We start from the raw sequence: 17,079 nt of genomic DNA, 5'->3' as shown, positions 1-17,079 counted from the left end.
CATGACTGAACAGAGCAATACCCCTATTTTGGTTGTGGAAGATGAACCCAAGCTAGGCCAACTGCTGTTCGATTACTTACAAGCTGCAAATTATCAACCCGCATTAATTGCACGGGGTGACCAAGTAATCGACTATGTTAAACAACATCAACCTGCACTCATTTTATTAGATTTAATGTTACCTGGTATGGACGGCATTTCAGTATGTCGTGAACTACGAAAATTCAGTGATGTTCCCATTATTATGGTGACAGCAAAAACCGAAGAAATTGACCGTTTATTAGGGTTAGAAATTGGGGCTGACGACTATATTTGTAAGCCTTTTAGCCCGCGAGAAGTCGTGGCTCGAGTCAAAACGATTTTACGCCGTTGCCAGCCAAATATGACAACTAGCAATAGCCAAACTAATAGCAATAATCAAACCAAGCTTATTATTGATGAAAATGCATTTCAAGTACGCTATGGCTCACAGTTACTTGAACTCACACCCGCTGAATTTCGGCTACTCAAGTTTATGTCTGATAATGCAGGTATGGTGTTTTCTCGCGACCAGTTACTGGATATCTTATATGACGACCACCGCGTAGTAACGGACCGTACAATTGATAGTCACGTCAAAAATTTACGCCGTAAATTAGAGTCCCTTGATAACGAAAAAACCTTTATTCGTTCAATATATGGCCTCGGCTACCGTTGGGATGAATATTAAGCAATCAATAGACATACTATTCTTGTGGGATATTTGGTTTTTTTATCAAATAGGAGTAAAATCCTCATCCCTTAAAAACACTCTCTCGTATGAGTGAGTGCTGACTTGACATCAGATAGAGAATAACCATGTTTACACCAGAGCTTTTGTCCCCTGCCGGTTCATTAAAAAATATGCGCTACGCCTTCGCGTACGGCGCAGACGCCGTTTATGCAGGACAGCCTCGTTACAGCTTACGCGTACGAAATAACGAATTTAATCACGAAAACTTAGCTAAAGGCATTCAGGAAGCCCATGAGTTGGGTAAAAAGTTTTATGTGGTGGTGAATATTGCCCCTCATAATGCGAAATTAAAAACCTTTATTCGTGATTTAACCCCCGTCATTGAAATGGGCCCAGATGCTCTGATCATGTCTGACCCTGGCCTTATTATGATGGTTCGTGAAGCGTTTCCTGAGATGGATATTCATTTATCAGTGCAGGCCAATGCAGTTAACTGGGCATCGGTGAAGTTTTGGAAACAAATGGGCTTAACACGTGTGATCTTATCTCGCGAATTATCCCTCGAAGAAATTGCTGAAATTCGTCAACAAGTACCGGAAATCGAACTTGAAGTCTTTGTCCATGGTGCCCTTTGTATGGCCTATTCCGGCCGTTGTCTACTTTCGGGTTATATTAATAAACGCGACCCAAATCAAGGGACTTGCACCAATGCTTGCCGCTGGGAATATAACGTACAAGAAGGTAAAGAAGATGATGTGGGTAATATTGTCCATGTGCATGAACCTATCCCTGTACAAAATGTGGCACCAACCCTAGGTGCGGGCGCGCCAACAGATAAAGTCTTTATGATAGAAGAAGCTAAACGTCCAGGCGAATATATGACGGCCTTTGAAGACGAACATGGCACTTATATCATGAACTCTAAAGATTTACGTGCAATCGAACACGTTGAAAACCTAACAAAAATGGGTGTTCACTCATTAAAAATTGAAGGCCGCACAAAATCGTTTTATTACTGTGCTCGTACTGCACAAGTCTATAGACGTGCGATTGACGATGCTGTCGCAGGAAAACCCTTTGACCCAACGTTGTTATCTACTTTAGAAGGGTTAGCACACCGTGGTTACACTGAAGGTTTCTTGCGTCGCCACACTCACGATGCCTACCAAACCTATGAATATGGCTATTCTGTTTCTGAAACTCAGCAATTTGTGGGTGAATTCACAGGTAAACGTGTCAATGGTATGGCTGAGGTTGATGTAAAAAATAAATTTAGTGTTGGGGATAGCTTAGAGATGATGACCCCGGCGGGTAATATTGTCTTTACTTTGGACTCATTAGCAAACCGCAAAGGTGAAGCGATTGATGTTGCACCCGGTAACGGCCATGTGGTTTACCTGCCAATCCCTGAGGATGTCGATGTTAATTTTGGTTTGTTGATCCGTAACTTAGCAGGAACAACGACCCGCGCACCTCACCAAACTCAGGCAGAAAAGCAAATTGCAGGCTAACCGCCACTCCGTGTTTTTTAAATAGTTTGTTCGCTAAAAGCCAAAATCTCATCGTTTAACGTTTTGATATTTTGGCTTTTTTTTATCTATTATATGATATTATTTCACTTTATATGCTTTTTCTTATATGAGAATCATTCGCGTTATTGACATTTACATTGAAAAGTGCACTGAATATCCAATTTTATGCAACAGATCACATCAATTGGCTATTCAATATCGTATAGTCACTCTTGAAAACGAAGAACTAGAAAGTCATAAAATAAGACTAGGAACCACCTCCTTGGCTGGCTCAATCTCCCTTGAGCTAGCCATTTCTTTTATCTGCAATTTCTATTTCATTTCTCTTGTTAACGCTATTACTGTAAAAAATCTAAAATAAGCTCATCAATATCTTATAAATCCATTTATACTCATTTTAACGAATATTTGCCATATGTTAAGCCGAATGGATGGGTATATATGAATCAATATCAGTCAGCCATGATTATCCTTAATGGTAAACAAGCCAATCACGCTGAGCTGCGAAAGGCCATTACTCACTTACGTAATGAAGGCCATCAAATTCAAGTCCGTATTCCGTGGGAATTGGATGATACTTATTATTTTATTTCTCAGGCAATAAAACATGGCGTTGATACCATCATTGCCGCAGGAGGTGACGGCACAGTAAATGCGGTTGCCAGTACCTTGATGAAGTTCCCGAGTGACTCTCGCCCTACTTTAGGAATTCTCCCGATGGGAACGGCAAATGATTTTACCACCAGCGCGAATATTCCACTGGATATTGAAGCCGCCCTTGCTCTCTCATTAAAAGGTAAAGCTGTTCCCATTGATATTGCGCAAGTCAATAAGCAATATTATTTTCTCAATATGGCAACTGGCGGCTTTGGGACGCGTATTACCACCGAAACGCCTGAAGCACTGAAATCAGCATTGGGCGGTGCCGCTTACGTGATAAATGGCTTATTGCGCCCTGATACGCTGAAAACGGATATTTGCCGCATTGAGGGCGAAAACTTTAGTTGGGAAGGTGAAACGTTGGTCATCGCTGTCGGAAACGGCCGCCAAGCGGGCGGAGGACAACAACTGACACCGCAAGCACTGATTAATGATGGTGCATTAAATTTACTGATTATTCCTGCAAGGGATGTCATACCCGCATTTTTAGCAAACCTATTTTCAGACGATAAAAACGAGCACTTGGTCGAAAAGCAATTATCATGGGTAAAAATTTCATCTCCTCACGATATGATCTTAAACCTTGATGGTGAGCCATTATCGGGAGATACCTTTACGTTCGCAGTGCAGCCGAATGCTATTCAGTGCCGGTTGCCGCCTCAATGTAACTTATTAGCTTAAAATATAACGAGAAAGCCCAAGTTTTCGGGCTTTCAATCATTACAGGCTACCACCATGCATGGAAGTGGTGTACTGGGCCAATCCCCTTGCCAACTTCTAAACTGTCCGCTTGCTCTAACGCAGCTTGTAAATAGGCTTTAGCCTGCGTAACCGCTTCTTGCCAATCAGAGCAACGAGGGCGCAGAGCAGCCAGAGCCGCTGACAAAGTACACCCAGTACCATGAGTATTTTTAGTATTTACACGAATAGAGGTAAAGCGCCATTCACCTTCAGGTGTGATTAACCAATCAGGGCTTTCAGCATCACTTAGGTGCCCGCCTTTCATCAACACCGCTTGGCAACCTTTTTCAAGTAATTTATACCCCTGAGTCAACATTTGGCTTTCTGTTTGTGCAACTTTCTCGTCTAGTAATACCGCAGCTTCAGGGAGATTCGGTGTAATTATAGAAGCGAGGGGTAATAATTGTTGGCGCAATGCCTCAACCGCATCGGGCAATAGTAACGGGTCGCCACTTTTAGCCACCATGACAGTATCCAATACCACATACGGGATTGGATATTGCTTCAGCGCATTCGCCACCACTACGATATTACTTTGATTAAACAACATGCCGATTTTTGCACTATCAATTCGTACATCACTGAGAACAGAATCTAATTGTGCCGCCACAAACTCAGGGGGTAAGTCTTGGACGGATTGCACGCCTAGGGTATTTTGAGCCACCAATGCCGTCATCACACTCGTACCATAAGCCTCTAATGCAGAGAACGTTTTTAAATCCGCCTGAATACCCGCCCCACCCGATGGGTCTGTTCCGGCTATGGTTAACGCATTGATCCTCATGAGTGATTCCCCTTTTAGGCTAAAGCATTTGAATAGATTGATAAGTGAGGTTTACTGAAATCATTTTAAATCAAACAATAAAACTGCCTAGATTGTCTCACATCATTTAACAAATATCAGCGGTTAGTGAATGAATTTTAATGACTTAAATAAAAAGGAGAAATATATTACACAAGAAAAGTTAGCGTGACTTATAAGTACACATTAGGCAAATGAAGATTACCGACACCCCGCTGTTTTAATAGCAGGGCAAATGCCTCTACTTCCGTTTGGGTTGCCGCAGGCCAGTTAGCCGCTTCGTTTTTTACGCCATGTTGCTGAAAGGCATTAACTTTTATTCGTGTGTTTGCAGGAAGTTGATTTAAGAAATCGGCCAGTTTATCAATATGTTCTAGATAATCTGTTTGCTGAGGAATATATAATAAACGCAACTCATACAATTTCCCCGCTTGTGCAAGGAATTGAATTGATTGAAATACACGCTGGTTATCTTTCCCAGTTAATCTTAAGGCACACTCATCGCTCCATGATTTTAAATCAATCATTACGCCATCAGTATACTCAATTACCTTACTCCACCCGGCAGAAGCAAGATGGCCATTACTATCAATAAAGCAGGTTAAATGTTTCAGTTCCGGTGTGTCTTTAATCGCTTTAAATAATTCAATAATAAAGGGTAACTGTGTTGTTGCTTCCCCACCACTAATGGTTATACCATTCAGAAAGACAACATTTTTTTTTAAGTCATTGATAGCATCATTAACACTTAACGATACTGTCATTGGGCTTGAATTCTTAGTGCACGTTTGTAAACAAGTGTCACAGAGCTGGCAGGCATCGCTATCCCATATAACCTTACCATCAACAAATGATAACCCATTATGAGGACAGGTTAAAACGCAGTCCCCACAATGGTCACAGAGCGCCATGGTATATGGATTATGGCAATTCAAACAACGTAAATTGCAACCTTGCAAAAAGATAACATGTCGATTGCCCGGCCCATCTACGCAGGAAAAAGGAATAACCTTATTCAGCGTAGCGCATCGATTGCTCATTGCTGATGACTCGCTGCTGACGGGCTGTAATTTTACAGTTCTTAGTCGCTTCTTCACCTAACCAGGTAGTATTGCTTCTAGAACCTTGTTCTTTGTATTTTTCGATATCTGACAAACGCACCATATAGCCAGTGACACGGACTAAATCATTACTTGCCACGTTTGCGGTAAATTCGCGCATCCCACAACTAAACGCCCCTTTGCACAATTGCATTAATGCTTGCGGGTTTTGTTTAATCGTTTCATCGATGGTTAAAATGTCACTGATCCCAGATAAATAGTGTTTGTGATGAGGTGCAACGGCTTGAATATGCGACACAGGATCGGGTTCTTCACCATATGGAATACGAGCCCCCGGCGTCGTTCCTATGTCTGAGCTAATCCCAGATTGCGCATGAAGCATAGCTCGGTTTTTATAGCCATATTTAACCGGTATTGTTTCAACAAAGTCTGCCAATTGTTCACTAATTTGATAAGACAATGGTAAAGCTGGTGAATTCGCTTGGTACTGGCCTTTCACGCCATCTTTTTCCATCAAGATATTCACGGCCTCTGCTAAACCATAAATACCAAACATCGGTGCAAAGCGTTCTGGCTCAATTAACCCCTCTTGAACAAGAAAACTGGTTTGGAAGAAATTAGATTCCTCATATAAAAATGCGCTACGTGTTTCAATGAGTTCCATTTGTAACTCACAATACTTTTTCAATTGCACATTTAAAAAATCAGCTGAATTTTGACTGCGTAACGCAACTTCGCGCAAATTAATACGAACTAAAGTGCTTCCGCCACCCGCAACAGGTAATGCATTATAACAACTGACAATACCGTAACCTTGTTCATCAAATGCCGCACTATGAATAATATCATTTGCAATATGTGGCTTACTACATTCACAAATATTCTCAATCGCTTGTAAGAAAAGTGACTCTGGTGTGCGTTGTGGGTGATAAACAAATGTTAGGTTAGGTGCGACTTGTTTCAGTTCTGCATCAATCCGTAAAATCAAACGGCAAATAACGTTGTCATCTGGCCCAATATTGGCATGCATAAAAGCATCAGGTAGAGTTCGGTCTAACTGCACCCAGAATCTTTTTAGTTTTGGATACAGTTGTTCTTCTGTCAACTCACCCACGTATGGCATGAGGACTTTATCTAAATACCCTAAAAACACAGGGAAATTGGTTACCGAAGGGACGTGGTGGTATAAAATCATCAGATGATTAAGGGCGTCATCAAAGTCCTCAGCAGGGGCTAACTCTAAGTATTTTGAACCTTGCTTGAGGTATTTTACATAATCGGGCAATACATAACGTGGCTTATACGGTGCATTTCCTTCATACATATCACAAATAATACGTTCATTTAACGCATCCGTTAGGGGTTGGCTCATCGCAAGGTAAGGAATATTGCTATCAGCCTCTATCGCTAAAAAATTGGCTTTTTGTTTTGGTGATAATATTTTGTCTGTAGCGATAGCCAAGCATTTTGCTTGATATTCAGTCAGTGGTTCTTGGCGTTTCATCATGGTGATGTTCCTTTGTTAGTTAGAAGCCATAGTTACGCACAGCAATGTATATGCTATAAACCTTTAAGTACTCGCTCCTACCCGTGTTGACATGCAGCAGCTTATACCTGCCGCCTATAACACTCATTTCATCCCATTGAGACAAGTCATTATTTGACGTGCATCATACTTTTTAGATTTGTTTGCACGCTATTTTTCATAAATGTCTGCTCTATCAACATTACTAGTCGTAATCACCTAAATTGTTAAAAATATCTTTTATTACAAAAAGTTAAATACAACAATAATGAGTGACACAATATTTTCTCTTATTCTTGATTAAAAAATTCTCTTTCATTTTTTCTTATCAAATAACGGCCTTATTAATAAGAAAATGAAATACCTTATTTATTATTATTGGTTATTTTTAGGAGGATTAGCCTATTCAACAACCAATCTGATAAGTTAACATCCAATTTATCTATCGATTATCCTACTTAAAAACAGGAAAAATTAAACGGTTCTATCATGACCAGCCAATTATTATCCTTAACTATGTAATAAATACTGTTATATTCTGTACATCTTAATTAAAATAATTTCACTCAAAATTATAATAATAATGCTAATCTGATAATCATTAGAGAGCTAATCATCATTTTTATATCTGCGATACAGAACTGGATTTACAATGAGAGTTTATAAAAACATACAGTTGGCCGTAGGTGCATCGCTACTCATGAGCACCTCAATCTGCATATCATCGCCTGCCGTTGCACAAGAGCAATCGGCAAATTTATGGGATACATTTAAAAGTAATGTCAGTACCACATGGGACTCAGACAAATATGAGCTATACGTTCCCGCTGTGACTTGGCATAACCGTGCAATGTACGACAAGAAAAAAACAGATGAATATAACGAGCGCCCTTGGGGTCTGGGCTTTGGTAAATATCGTTATGATGAAGACAATGACTGGCATGCTATCTATGCAATGGCATTTAAAGATTCACATAATGATTGGGAGCCAATTGGTGGTTATGCATTCCAGAAAATGTGGATCCCCGGGGACATTGATGGTTTTCGCATGGGAGCTGGCTTCACTCTAAGTGTTACTGCCCGCAAGGATATGTACTATATTCCGATCCCAGCACCGCTTCCTCTGGTATCAGTGGAATATGACAAACTTTCGCTACAAGCCACTTATATTCCGGGAACTTATAATAACGGTAACGTATTATTCGCTTGGTTACGTTGGCAATGGTAATTTAAGTACTTCATTACTGTATAAAAAGGCCGGTGGGATATTCCCACCGACCTTTTTATTATCAGAAAATCAAATTTAGCTCAGCTGTTGGCTTTTGGTTAAATCTTGCTTTTTAGCCCCTGAGAACTGGTACCCAACCCATAGAACCGCTATCCATAATGGCATAATTAATACCGAGATACGTAAGCCGTCCATTGTCAGGATAATCCCTAAAATTAACAGCAAAAATGCTAAGCATAGATAGTTCCCAAATGGATACCAAATGCTTTTAAATTTCGTTTCAACACCTTGTTTGTTCATTGCCGCTCTGAACTTCAAATTTGAAACACAAATCATAATCCAGTTCAGAACTAACGTCGTCACAACCAATGACATTAATAATTCGAAAGCTTTACCTTCCATCACAAAGTTAATTAAAATCCCGCCAGAAGTCGCAATACCTGAAACTAATAATGCCATGACTGGAACGCCACCTTTATTCACTTTTGCAAGAAATTTAGGTGCATTACTTTGTTGTGCCAAACCATACAACATACGGCTTGTCGCATAAGCCCCGCTGTTATAAACAGACAACGCAGCGATCAAAATGACAACGTTCAACGAATTAGCAACCAGTAAATCCCCTAATTCGTGGAAAATTAATACAAATGGGCTTGTTTTGCCATCAAGGTCAACCCAAGGGTACAACGCTAACAATACGGCTAACGAGCCAATATAAAAAATCAAGATACGGTACACAACTTGGTTTATCGCTTTTGGAATGCTTTTATCTGGGTCTTCTGCCTCTGCGGCCGTAATACCGACTAGCTCTAAGCCCCCAAATGAAAACATAATAATAGCCAAAGCCATTATTAGCCCATTAAAACCATTAGCAAAGAAACCGCCATACTCCCATAAGTTACTCACTTTCGCTTGTGAGCCACCATGACCGCTAAGTAGTAAGTAGCAACCAAAAATAATCATAGCTACGACAGCAATAACTTTAATCAATGCAAACCAGAATTCAGTTTCCCCATAAGAGCGAACATTAACCAAGTTAACGGCATTTACCGCAATAAAAAACACCGCGGCAGAAACCCATATCGGGAGCTCAGGCCACCAGTGTTGCATATATTTACCTGCGGCCGTCAGTTCTGTCATCCCAACAAGGATAAACATAACCCAGTAATTCCACCCTGAGAGGAAGCCCGCAAAACCACCCCAATACTTAAATGCAAAATGGCTAAATGAACCCGCGACCGGTTCCTGAACAATCATTTCTCCCAACTGGCGCATGATAAGAAAAGCAATAAACCCACACAATGCATAGCCAAGTAAAACTGATGGCCCTGCCATTTGTATGGTTGTTGCTATTCCGAGGAATAACCCTGTACCAACAGCGCCTCCCAAAGCAATCAATTGGATATGCCTATTTTTTAATCCCCGCTTTAGCGTCTGTTGCTGTTGCGCCATAACTTTACCCTTTCGTCCTCTTACTTGCTTTTTATCGCCCAAACTAATGATAATGACACAAGTTTATTTGAATTTTCTTATTAACACTACATTCTTCTGGCGCTGTTTTTACCCTATTCTACGAACCAGAAGCTGGTGCTATTAGTTATTTTTTTTCATCACATAACAAAATGATACCGCAGGATAGTTACCCCAACTCAATATCATGGATTGTGCATTAAAAAGCAAATTCAAAATGGTAACAAGTCAGTTACACGACAAATACCAAAAATAAAGTCCTCTCCTCCTTGGTCGCACAGGCTATCCATCGCTAAAAGATAGAGAAAAATACAGGCCAAGATTGCACTTATAACAATAATTAATTTACGACCAAACACCGATGATTCCTTCATATTTCTATGATGATTTTATTTTTCAAATGATTACAATACTAAGGTACTGCTATTTTATGATTGATTTCACTTATGGCATTGCACGTAATGCGTTTATAAAATAAATGGTACTCTAATTTCGAGCCTTAAATTTGAGGAAAATATGCAATTGACCTCTTTTTACAAAAATTTCGCTCATTTTAGGTGCTATTGGCCATTAACTTATTCTGATTGTGCTTTTTTTATCCTAAAAATAGGAAATACCGCACAAGCAGCCTTTGTCATGATGAAATGAAGTTGTGTATACTTCTGCTACCGTAAAACTAGAAAACATTTGAGATGCCACAAGATAACCACTTAGCACTTGTTTATGCTTTGAGTAAATGGATAGAAGAACACTTAGGGCGCGTGATCCACTTAGAAGAGCTCGCGGCTTATTCAGGCTATTCACTTTGGCATATGCAAAAAATCTTTAAAGAAGTCACAGGGATTTCACTGGGTAAATACATCCGCCAACGCCGTCTTGCTGGTGCGGTTAACTTACTGCGCAACAGCAACCAGTCTATTTTCGATATCGCACTGGATTTTGGTTTTGGGTCACAGTCCCACTTTACCTATATGTTTCGTAAGGAATATGGCATTACGCCATTTGATTTTAGACAGAATGACCAAATCCAATTAGATGTTAAGCAACCGCTTCATTTGATTCATAATTATGAGTGAGAATATTTTAGCCGCATTAATCTATTGATTCACACACTAATGCTATAAAACATTGTCATTTCAACCTTTGACTATTGAACAGAGTTCCTGCGTTATATTCTGTTCAATTTCACATCAAATACCCATTATTCTAGTACGCGTAAAAATTATAACTATTTGTATAATTTACATTCCGAATAATTGGAGTAAGGTATTGGCAGAAAGCACGAATTTTAGGAGGCATTGGATGTCAATCAAACTGGTCGCCATTGATTTAGATGGCACATTACTTAACTCCCAACACCGAATATCTCCCGTAGTAAAAGAGGCCATCACACAAGCTAAGCAAAAAGGTGTCCATATTATTTTAGCCTCCGGTAGGCCATTTTCGGGTATATCCCCCTACCTGCGGGAATTAGATTTAAATACAGCGGATAACTACTGTATTAGTAATAATGGTAGTGTCATTCACCAAGCCAATGATGGCAGTCATCTGGCAGAAAATTTGTTAGATTTCGCTGACTTCCAATATTTTGAGGAACTGGCTAGAAATGTCGGGGTCCACATGCATGCTCTTGCGGATAACAGCATGTTCACGGCAAACCGCCATATTAGCCACTATACGGTGGCAGATGCTTATCTAACCCACACTCCGCTTATCTATTGCCCCGTTAATGAAATGGACTCTTCTCTGGAATTTACTAAGTTTATGATAATTGACCATCCAGAAAAATTAGATATGGGTATCAGCTATATTCCAGAGAATGTCTTTGATAATTACTCTTTAACTCGAACAAGCCCATATTTCCTTGAGGTATCAAATAAAACCTCAAGTAAAGGCGCAGCGTTAGAATGTATCTGTGAAAAACTAGGCATTACACCGGACAAAGTCATGAGTATTGGAGACCAAAACAATGATATTCAAATGCTGCAATACGCCAGTGTTTCTGTCGCAATGGGCAATGCTTTAGAGCCAATTCGCCAAATGGTTAAATTTGTCACCACAACCAATGATGAAGATGGTGTTGCTGTCGCCATTAATAAGTTTATTAATGTATAAGCCCGCAAAAAATTTCACTTCAGTATATTTTCCGTTGCAGCGCTTACACCAGTATGCGCTGCCATTTTTAACCGTGTATTGGTTTTTGCCTAGTCGCTAAAAAGCAAATCACCGACCCCATTGTCACCATTAACACACCCTGCCAAAAACTTAACGTTAATGCGGTACTTAACAACATAGACGCGAATGCTGTCGATATAACTGGAGTGAAATAAGAAAGCGTCCCTAGAAAAGCCACATTGCCCTTGATAACCGCAAATGTCCATAATGCATTCGCCCCACCAGTCGCAATAGAGGCAACGAGTAATAACAACAGGCTTTCACTATTGATAATAAACGCTGTTGGCGTACTAAAAAAATACAAAATCCATAACCCAATAGAAGTCATGATGAAAAATAATACCATGCCATTGTGACCACCAGAAATACGCTTGGTAACATTACTATAAAATGACCAAACAATGGCTCCAATAAAAGCTAAAAAATAACAAAGTGGGTTACTTTGTATATTTGCCAAAATAGTTTGCACCGACAATGGCTGATTGCCTGAAATTACCCAGATCAACCCCATAAAAGCTAAAACCAATCCTAATCCTAATAATAAAGTGAAACGCTGGCGGTTAAAAAACACAGCAAGTGCGATAGTAAAACTTGGCCACAAATAATTCACCATACCAAGTTCAATAGCTTGTTGCCGGTTATTAGCTAATCCTAACGCCAAAACAAAACAGATTTCATAGCTAACAAATAACACCGTTCCCCAAAGCAAATAGCGTTTAGGATATTTCGTTATTTTTGGTATCCCCATAACGAGTACCAATACAAGCGAACCGACTGTATACACTAATGCAGCACCACCCACAGGCCCAAAGTTTTCACTTACACTACGGATCAGCCCTACCATTGTGCTCCACAACAAGATTGATATAACCCCATACAGCGTTGCGGCATACTGATTCAATTTCATAATTTTCTCAGCTATTTAGTTTCGAAATTGGTATTTATTGTAATAATACATTTATTTTATCACCTTAAAAAACCTTATAGCTCAAATAATTATAATGCAAGCGCTTATTCTTATTACGCATTGATAATATTTCATAAAAAAAATTCTCAGGCTATCACCTAAGAATTTTATGCTTAAAATGTTTTGTATTAGCGAGATGTTTCTTTCTCAACCCACTTATCAACTTCTTCTTTTTCCCATATCCCTTCCTCAAACTGTTTCTTTAATTCAGGGTGTTGATTGATATCAAAAGTCGGTATTTTGCCTGCAACTAACTGCTGGTTATAATCTTTAGCAAGTTTGAAAGCAATACCCGATAATAAAAGGATCGCAATTAGATTAGTTATCGCCATTAAGCCCATCGATAAGTCTGCGAGTTTCCAAATAAATGGCATTTCAGCGAGCGCACCAAACATCACCATACCCAACGCAGCTAAACGGAAAATAAATAACCCAGCTGTATGATTATTCTCGAGAAAAATCATATTACTTTCGGCATAAGCATAATTAGCAATAATTGATGTAAATGCAAAAAAGAAGATAGCAATTGCAATGAACGTACTTCCCCAGCTACCGACAGCAGAAGAAAGAGCAAGCTGTGTCAATTCAATCCCATTAATGTTGTCCATTCCACTTTCTAGAACGCCAGATGATAAAATAATAATGGCGGTCGCACTGCAAATAACGATGGTGTCCATAAATACACCAAGCATCTGTACATACCCTTGTGACGCAGGATGTGGTGGATAAGGTGCCGCAGATGCCGCTGCATTTGGTGCAGACCCCATCCCGGCTTCGTTAGAGAATAACCCCCGTTGAATTCCTTGTGTCATTGCCTGGGCAACACCATAACCGACAGCCCCACCCGCAGCCTCTTGCAGACCAAATGCATTTCGAATTATCAGCATAAAAACTTCAGGTAATCGTTCAATATGGTGCCCAACAACCCAAAAAGCTAATAGCAAATAAGCTAACGCCATAACTGGAACAACTAATTCAGCAACTTTCGCAATGGATTTCAATCCACCAAAAATAATAACTCCGCTTAATAAAACTAAGCCAATGCCAACATAAATTGGATTGAAATCAAAGGCGACTGCGGTTGCTTGAGCAATAGAATTAGCTTGTACTGCATTAAATACTAAACCAAAGGCAATAATCAGGAAAATGGAAAATAATACACCCATCCAGCGTTGGTTTAAGCCTTTCTGCATATAATATGAAGGCCCACCTCGATAGTTTCCTTTATCATCTTTGGTTTTGTATAACTGTGCGAGAGTACACTCAATAAAAGACGTAGCCATTCCGAGTACAGCGACGACCCACATCCAAAAAATAGCGCCTGGCCCACCTGCTGTTAGCGCAATTGCAACTCCGGTTAAATTTCCTGTGCCGACCCTAGCGGCTAAACTTGTACATAATGCCTGAAAAGATGAGATACCCGCACTATCGGACTGTTTACTATTTTTTAAGACACTAAACATATGACCAAAATGCCTAATTTGAATAAACCCTGATCGAAGAGTAAAATACAGGCCGGCACCCAGTAATAAATAAATAAGTAAAGAACCCCAAATAAAATTAGTTAATGAGTTTATAAATTCTATCAAATTACACTCCTTTTTTATTAGAACGATTAATAAATAGTTAATCGAAAATCAAAACCTCACATTTAAAATATAACTCCAGAAAAAGGAGTTCAGCTTAAAAAAGCCAAATCATCTTAATATGATTATCAGAAATTATATTTTTTTATCTTTAATGTAAATTGATTTTCGCTTGAACAATCATTAACTACATTACGTTTTAATAAAAACAAGTTAGACATTTACAAAAAAAGACATGTAACATATTGAAAAATCTAAGCATGATAAAATTATTTATTATTTAACAAAAAACCAATCAAATGATTGAATCATAGTATTTATTTTAATCAAATAGTCACTTAAACAAATAAAAGCCTATTATTTATTTCACATCATCAATTTTAATTAGCTTATCCTCTAACTAAAACATTTATCATATTAACTTTATTTAACTCATTTGCTATTTGGAATATTGATTCAATGAATAACGTTAATTCACAACGCCGAAATCAATCAAATTGCAATCATCATAATTAGATTATTGCTTATGCTTTCACTTAACAATAAACTGAGCTTAATTAAATTTATAAACAAGAGGTTAACGCATGGAAATTAATATTAAGTTATCTGATGACCCACTTTCTCAGCTCCCTGAAAAATCATATGAATCCTTCATTGCAGAACTGAAAGCTCGCGTTTTAGAAGTCTACCCTGGTAGTTATCTATTGATTACTCATGATAATGGCCCAACAACCTTTCAAACTAAAGGCTTTCATGATGATAACGAAGCACATATTGTTTTACATGAACTTGTCGAAGATGTATTAAAACATGGTCATTGGTTAAAACAATAAGCTCTCTGTGAGGTTATGAATAGAACCAGCAGTGGTCTGCATGATCGCTAGCTGGTTGTTTTAACTCTCCTATATTTCAATAACGCTCTTCCAATATTTATCCAAACTCTGATCAAGATCATACTTAATCTTAACTTTCACCAAAATAAGTGGAAATCGCTTTACCCCACACCGCTATATGGTAATGTATATAACGTAATTTTCATTTACATTGCTTTTGCTAATTATAGCGGCCAGTATTTATACTGGCTCTTTTTTATGAAATCATGCTAAAACCCATTCGACATCCCCCGTTTTAGGTCTAATCTGCTATAGTATTTCTCTAATACCAGATAGAGTTATTATTCATTGTGTGCAAAATAGAGGTATGACTATGAAGCGTTTATTACTGGCTTTTTGCCTGGCCCCAGCCCTTGTTATGGCTGATAATGCCCCATTAAATATTAGTGAGATAGCCAACGATTATTGTGAAATCACAGGTCAAGCACTAAGTGAAGCATACAGCACTGACAAAACTAGCAGTGAATTAACCCAAGAAACCATTGCTAAACTGAAAAGTGAAAATGTCGATCTCAAGCAATTAGCCACTGTTGAGTCAGACCTCCGCAAAAATCTAACTTCAGCGATTGATACCGTACGTAGCAATAAATCTAAATTTGCTAATGAAGCTGACTTCAATAAATCATTAAATGATTCTGTTTCAGCTTGTAAAATTCAAACTGAACTTCTTTTGAATAAATCTTAATCATTTAATTTTTCTAGGAAACAAAAAAGCGCTCAACTTTTACTTTGAGCGCTTTTTTATCAATTAGCTTGTTTTTTAACACACAACTGTTCAATAGAAAATTGTAACTCCGGTGTTTCACTAATAATCAGCTGCCCATGTTCAGAAAAACTCCCTTCCTTAACAATCACATTCGCAACAAATGGCAGAGCGTCGTCTTGGGAAGATAAATGGTATAAGCCACAAACTCGATAACTCTCCCCTTCCTTAAACTCATTTTTTTGTACTATTTCAACATCACTAAACTCAACTGCTGATGAGTTGCCGAATTTCTTTTCCACCAAGCTTTGTGCTTCATTTTTAACATCTGAATCACCAATACTCGTATAAGAATGGTATGCAAATACTCCTAAAGCCAATAGCAGTACAATCAGTAATTTTGTTTTTATACGCTTCAACGCATCACCCTTTCTACTTTATGATAAATCGAACTAGTATAAATGGATTATATCAGTTTGAATAAACAATTTGAGCTTTTGGCTCTACTATTTGATATTCCCTCTAACCAATTGCTATTTTCTCATAAAAATCGAACTTTAATATTGAAAATTTTTCAAAAACATTCCTATCACTATTGATTCAATTTATATCTATTAACTTAACATTAATAAAAAAAACATTTTTTATTTTGTTAGCTAGTTTTATACTAACCTCTATACTGTTAGACTAATTTAATCTATTTTTATGAAAGAAAAGATCGTTAAAAATCTCGTTAACTTAACTCATGGCAATAACAATGATGTTAAAATAGCTGCAATAAATGCATTAGGTGATTATATTTGTTCAATTGAACAAGAAGCCGCCATCGATAGACTGTTAGTATTATGTGATGATTATAATAAAGATATTGCCGTTGCATCAATTATATCAATCAGTAAACTCGCTAAGTTTTTCAATGAAAAACAATAAAACAAAACCAACAGAGAATTATAATTTAACCTCACTCTAATTTCATTAACAAACTATTTTCATTGTGAAGAAATAATGAATATAAAGTGACTGA

17 protein-coding genes are annotated in these 17,079 nt (G+C 38.3%); 9 read left to right on the top strand and 8 right to left on the bottom strand.

Features of this window, described 5'->3' with window-relative positions:
- Nucleotide 1: 1 nt before the first annotated feature.
- The 3 genes from baeR (at nucleotide 2) to yegS (ending at nucleotide 3,585) form a co-directional block, all read left to right on the top strand.
- On the top strand, nucleotides 2-709 hold the full coding sequence (baeR, locus tag P3L44_RS09045; protein ID WP_172767103.1) for a two-component system response regulator BaeR: 708 nt from the start codon (nucleotides 2-4) through the stop codon (nucleotides 707-709).
- A gap of 128 nt (nucleotides 710-837) precedes the next feature.
- Nucleotides 838-2,223 carry a tRNA 5-hydroxyuridine modification protein YegQ gene (gene yegQ, locus P3L44_RS09040; RefSeq protein ID WP_004253511.1) on the top strand — a complete coding sequence of 462 codons (1,386 nt, stop codon included), beginning with the start codon at nucleotides 838-840 and terminating at the stop codon, nucleotides 2,221-2,223.
- 462 nt (nucleotides 2,224-2,685) lie between these two features.
- Nucleotides 2,686-3,585, top strand: coding sequence for a lipid kinase YegS (gene yegS / locus P3L44_RS09035; protein ID WP_272661904.1), 900 nt, complete (start codon nucleotides 2,686-2,688; stop codon nucleotides 3,583-3,585).
- Nucleotides 3,586-3,631: 46 nt separating this feature from the next.
- On the opposite strand, the gene thiD is transcribed toward yegS, so the two are convergent.
- The 3 genes from thiD to P3L44_RS09020 all read right to left on the bottom strand — a co-directional run bounded on the left by thiD (nucleotide 3,632) and on the right by P3L44_RS09020 (nucleotide 7,015).
- Complete coding sequence (gene thiD / locus P3L44_RS09030) at nucleotides 3,632-4,429, bottom strand: bifunctional hydroxymethylpyrimidine kinase/phosphomethylpyrimidine kinase (RefSeq protein ID WP_272661903.1); 798 nt, start codon at nucleotides 4,427-4,429, stop codon at nucleotides 3,632-3,634.
- 191 nt (nucleotides 4,430-4,620) lie between these two features.
- Nucleotides 4,621-5,487 carry a YjjW family glycine radical enzyme activase gene (locus tag P3L44_RS09025; protein WP_140172259.1) on the bottom strand — a complete coding sequence of 289 codons (867 nt, stop codon included), beginning with the start codon at nucleotides 5,485-5,487 and terminating at the stop codon, nucleotides 4,621-4,623.
- Nucleotides 5,459-7,015: a YjjI family glycine radical enzyme gene (locus P3L44_RS09020; RefSeq protein WP_198633339.1), complete on the bottom strand. Its 1,557-nt coding sequence runs from the start codon at nucleotides 7,013-7,015 to the stop codon at nucleotides 5,459-5,461. Before P3L44_RS09020 ends, P3L44_RS09025 begins: the two co-directional genes overlap by 29 nt.
- A 718-nt stretch (nucleotides 7,016-7,733) precedes the next feature.
- On the opposite strand from P3L44_RS09020, the gene pagP reads away from it, so the two are divergent.
- Nucleotides 7,734-8,261, top strand: a complete 528-nt coding sequence (gene pagP / locus P3L44_RS09015) for a lipid IV(A) palmitoyltransferase PagP (RefSeq protein ID WP_410480049.1) — start codon at nucleotides 7,734-7,736, stop codon at nucleotides 8,259-8,261.
- A gap of 75 nt (nucleotides 8,262-8,336) precedes the next feature.
- Here the strand turns inward: pagP and P3L44_RS09010 are convergent, their stop codons facing one another.
- A complete protein-coding gene (locus P3L44_RS09010; protein ID WP_136135141.1) occupies nucleotides 8,337-9,713 on the bottom strand; it encodes an amino acid permease in 1,377 nt (458 codons plus the stop codon).
- A 230-nt stretch (nucleotides 9,714-9,943) separates the two neighbouring features.
- Nucleotides 9,944-10,105, bottom strand: coding sequence for a PhoP/PhoQ regulator MgrB (gene mgrB / locus P3L44_RS09005; protein ID WP_096863889.1), 162 nt, complete (start codon nucleotides 10,103-10,105; stop codon nucleotides 9,944-9,946).
- Between the two features lie 318 nt (nucleotides 10,106-10,423).
- Here mgrB and P3L44_RS09000 point away from each other — a divergent pair, with 318 nt between their 5' ends.
- Nucleotides 10,424-10,807 carry a helix-turn-helix domain-containing protein gene (locus P3L44_RS09000; protein ID WP_004253477.1) on the top strand — a complete coding sequence of 128 codons (384 nt, stop codon included), beginning with the start codon at nucleotides 10,424-10,426 and terminating at the stop codon, nucleotides 10,805-10,807.
- Nucleotides 10,808-11,033: 226 nt separating this feature from the next.
- Nucleotides 11,034-11,846 (top strand): sugar-phosphatase, encoded by an 813-nt coding sequence (gene yidA / locus P3L44_RS08995; RefSeq protein WP_140172262.1) that lies wholly within the window; start codon nucleotides 11,034-11,036, stop codon nucleotides 11,844-11,846.
- 67 nt (nucleotides 11,847-11,913) lie between these two features.
- Here the strand turns inward: yidA and yddG are convergent, their stop codons facing one another.
- Nucleotides 11,914-12,813: an aromatic amino acid DMT transporter YddG gene (gene yddG / locus P3L44_RS08990; RefSeq protein WP_094960471.1), complete on the bottom strand. Its 900-nt coding sequence runs from the start codon at nucleotides 12,811-12,813 to the stop codon at nucleotides 11,914-11,916.
- A gap of 188 nt (nucleotides 12,814-13,001) precedes the next feature.
- Nucleotides 13,002-14,462 carry an alanine/glycine:cation symporter family protein gene (locus P3L44_RS08985; protein ID WP_094960470.1) on the bottom strand — a complete coding sequence of 487 codons (1,461 nt, stop codon included), beginning with the start codon at nucleotides 14,460-14,462 and terminating at the stop codon, nucleotides 13,002-13,004.
- Between the two features lie 581 nt (nucleotides 14,463-15,043).
- Here P3L44_RS08985 and P3L44_RS08980 point away from each other — a divergent pair.
- Together P3L44_RS08980 and P3L44_RS08975 are read left to right on the top strand one after the other, a co-directional pair.
- Nucleotides 15,044-15,292, top strand: coding sequence for a DinI-like family protein (locus P3L44_RS08980; protein ID WP_004253462.1), 249 nt, complete (start codon nucleotides 15,044-15,046; stop codon nucleotides 15,290-15,292).
- A gap of 373 nt (nucleotides 15,293-15,665) precedes the next feature.
- A complete protein-coding gene (locus P3L44_RS08975) occupies nucleotides 15,666-16,037 on the top strand; it encodes a hypothetical protein (RefSeq protein ID WP_036957640.1) in 372 nt (123 codons plus the stop codon).
- Between the two features lie 59 nt (nucleotides 16,038-16,096).
- Here P3L44_RS08975 and P3L44_RS08970 read toward each other — a convergent pair whose 3' ends face one another.
- Nucleotides 16,097-16,474, bottom strand: coding sequence for a hypothetical protein (locus P3L44_RS08970; protein WP_094960469.1), 378 nt, complete (start codon nucleotides 16,472-16,474; stop codon nucleotides 16,097-16,099).
- A gap of 286 nt (nucleotides 16,475-16,760) precedes the next feature.
- Here P3L44_RS08970 and P3L44_RS08965 point away from each other — a divergent pair, with 286 nt between their 5' ends.
- Nucleotides 16,761-16,985, top strand: a complete 225-nt coding sequence (locus tag P3L44_RS08965; RefSeq protein ID WP_094960468.1) for a hypothetical protein — start codon at nucleotides 16,761-16,763, stop codon at nucleotides 16,983-16,985.
- Nucleotides 16,986-17,079 lie beyond the last annotated feature (94 nt).

The organism is Providencia sp. PROV175 (assembly GCF_032707045.1).
GTDB lineage: Bacteria > Pseudomonadota > Gammaproteobacteria > Enterobacterales > Enterobacteriaceae > Providencia > Providencia hangzhouensis.
The sequence above is the reverse complement of the archived record's forward strand: the minus strand, read 5'-3'. Positions and strand labels throughout refer to the sequence as shown.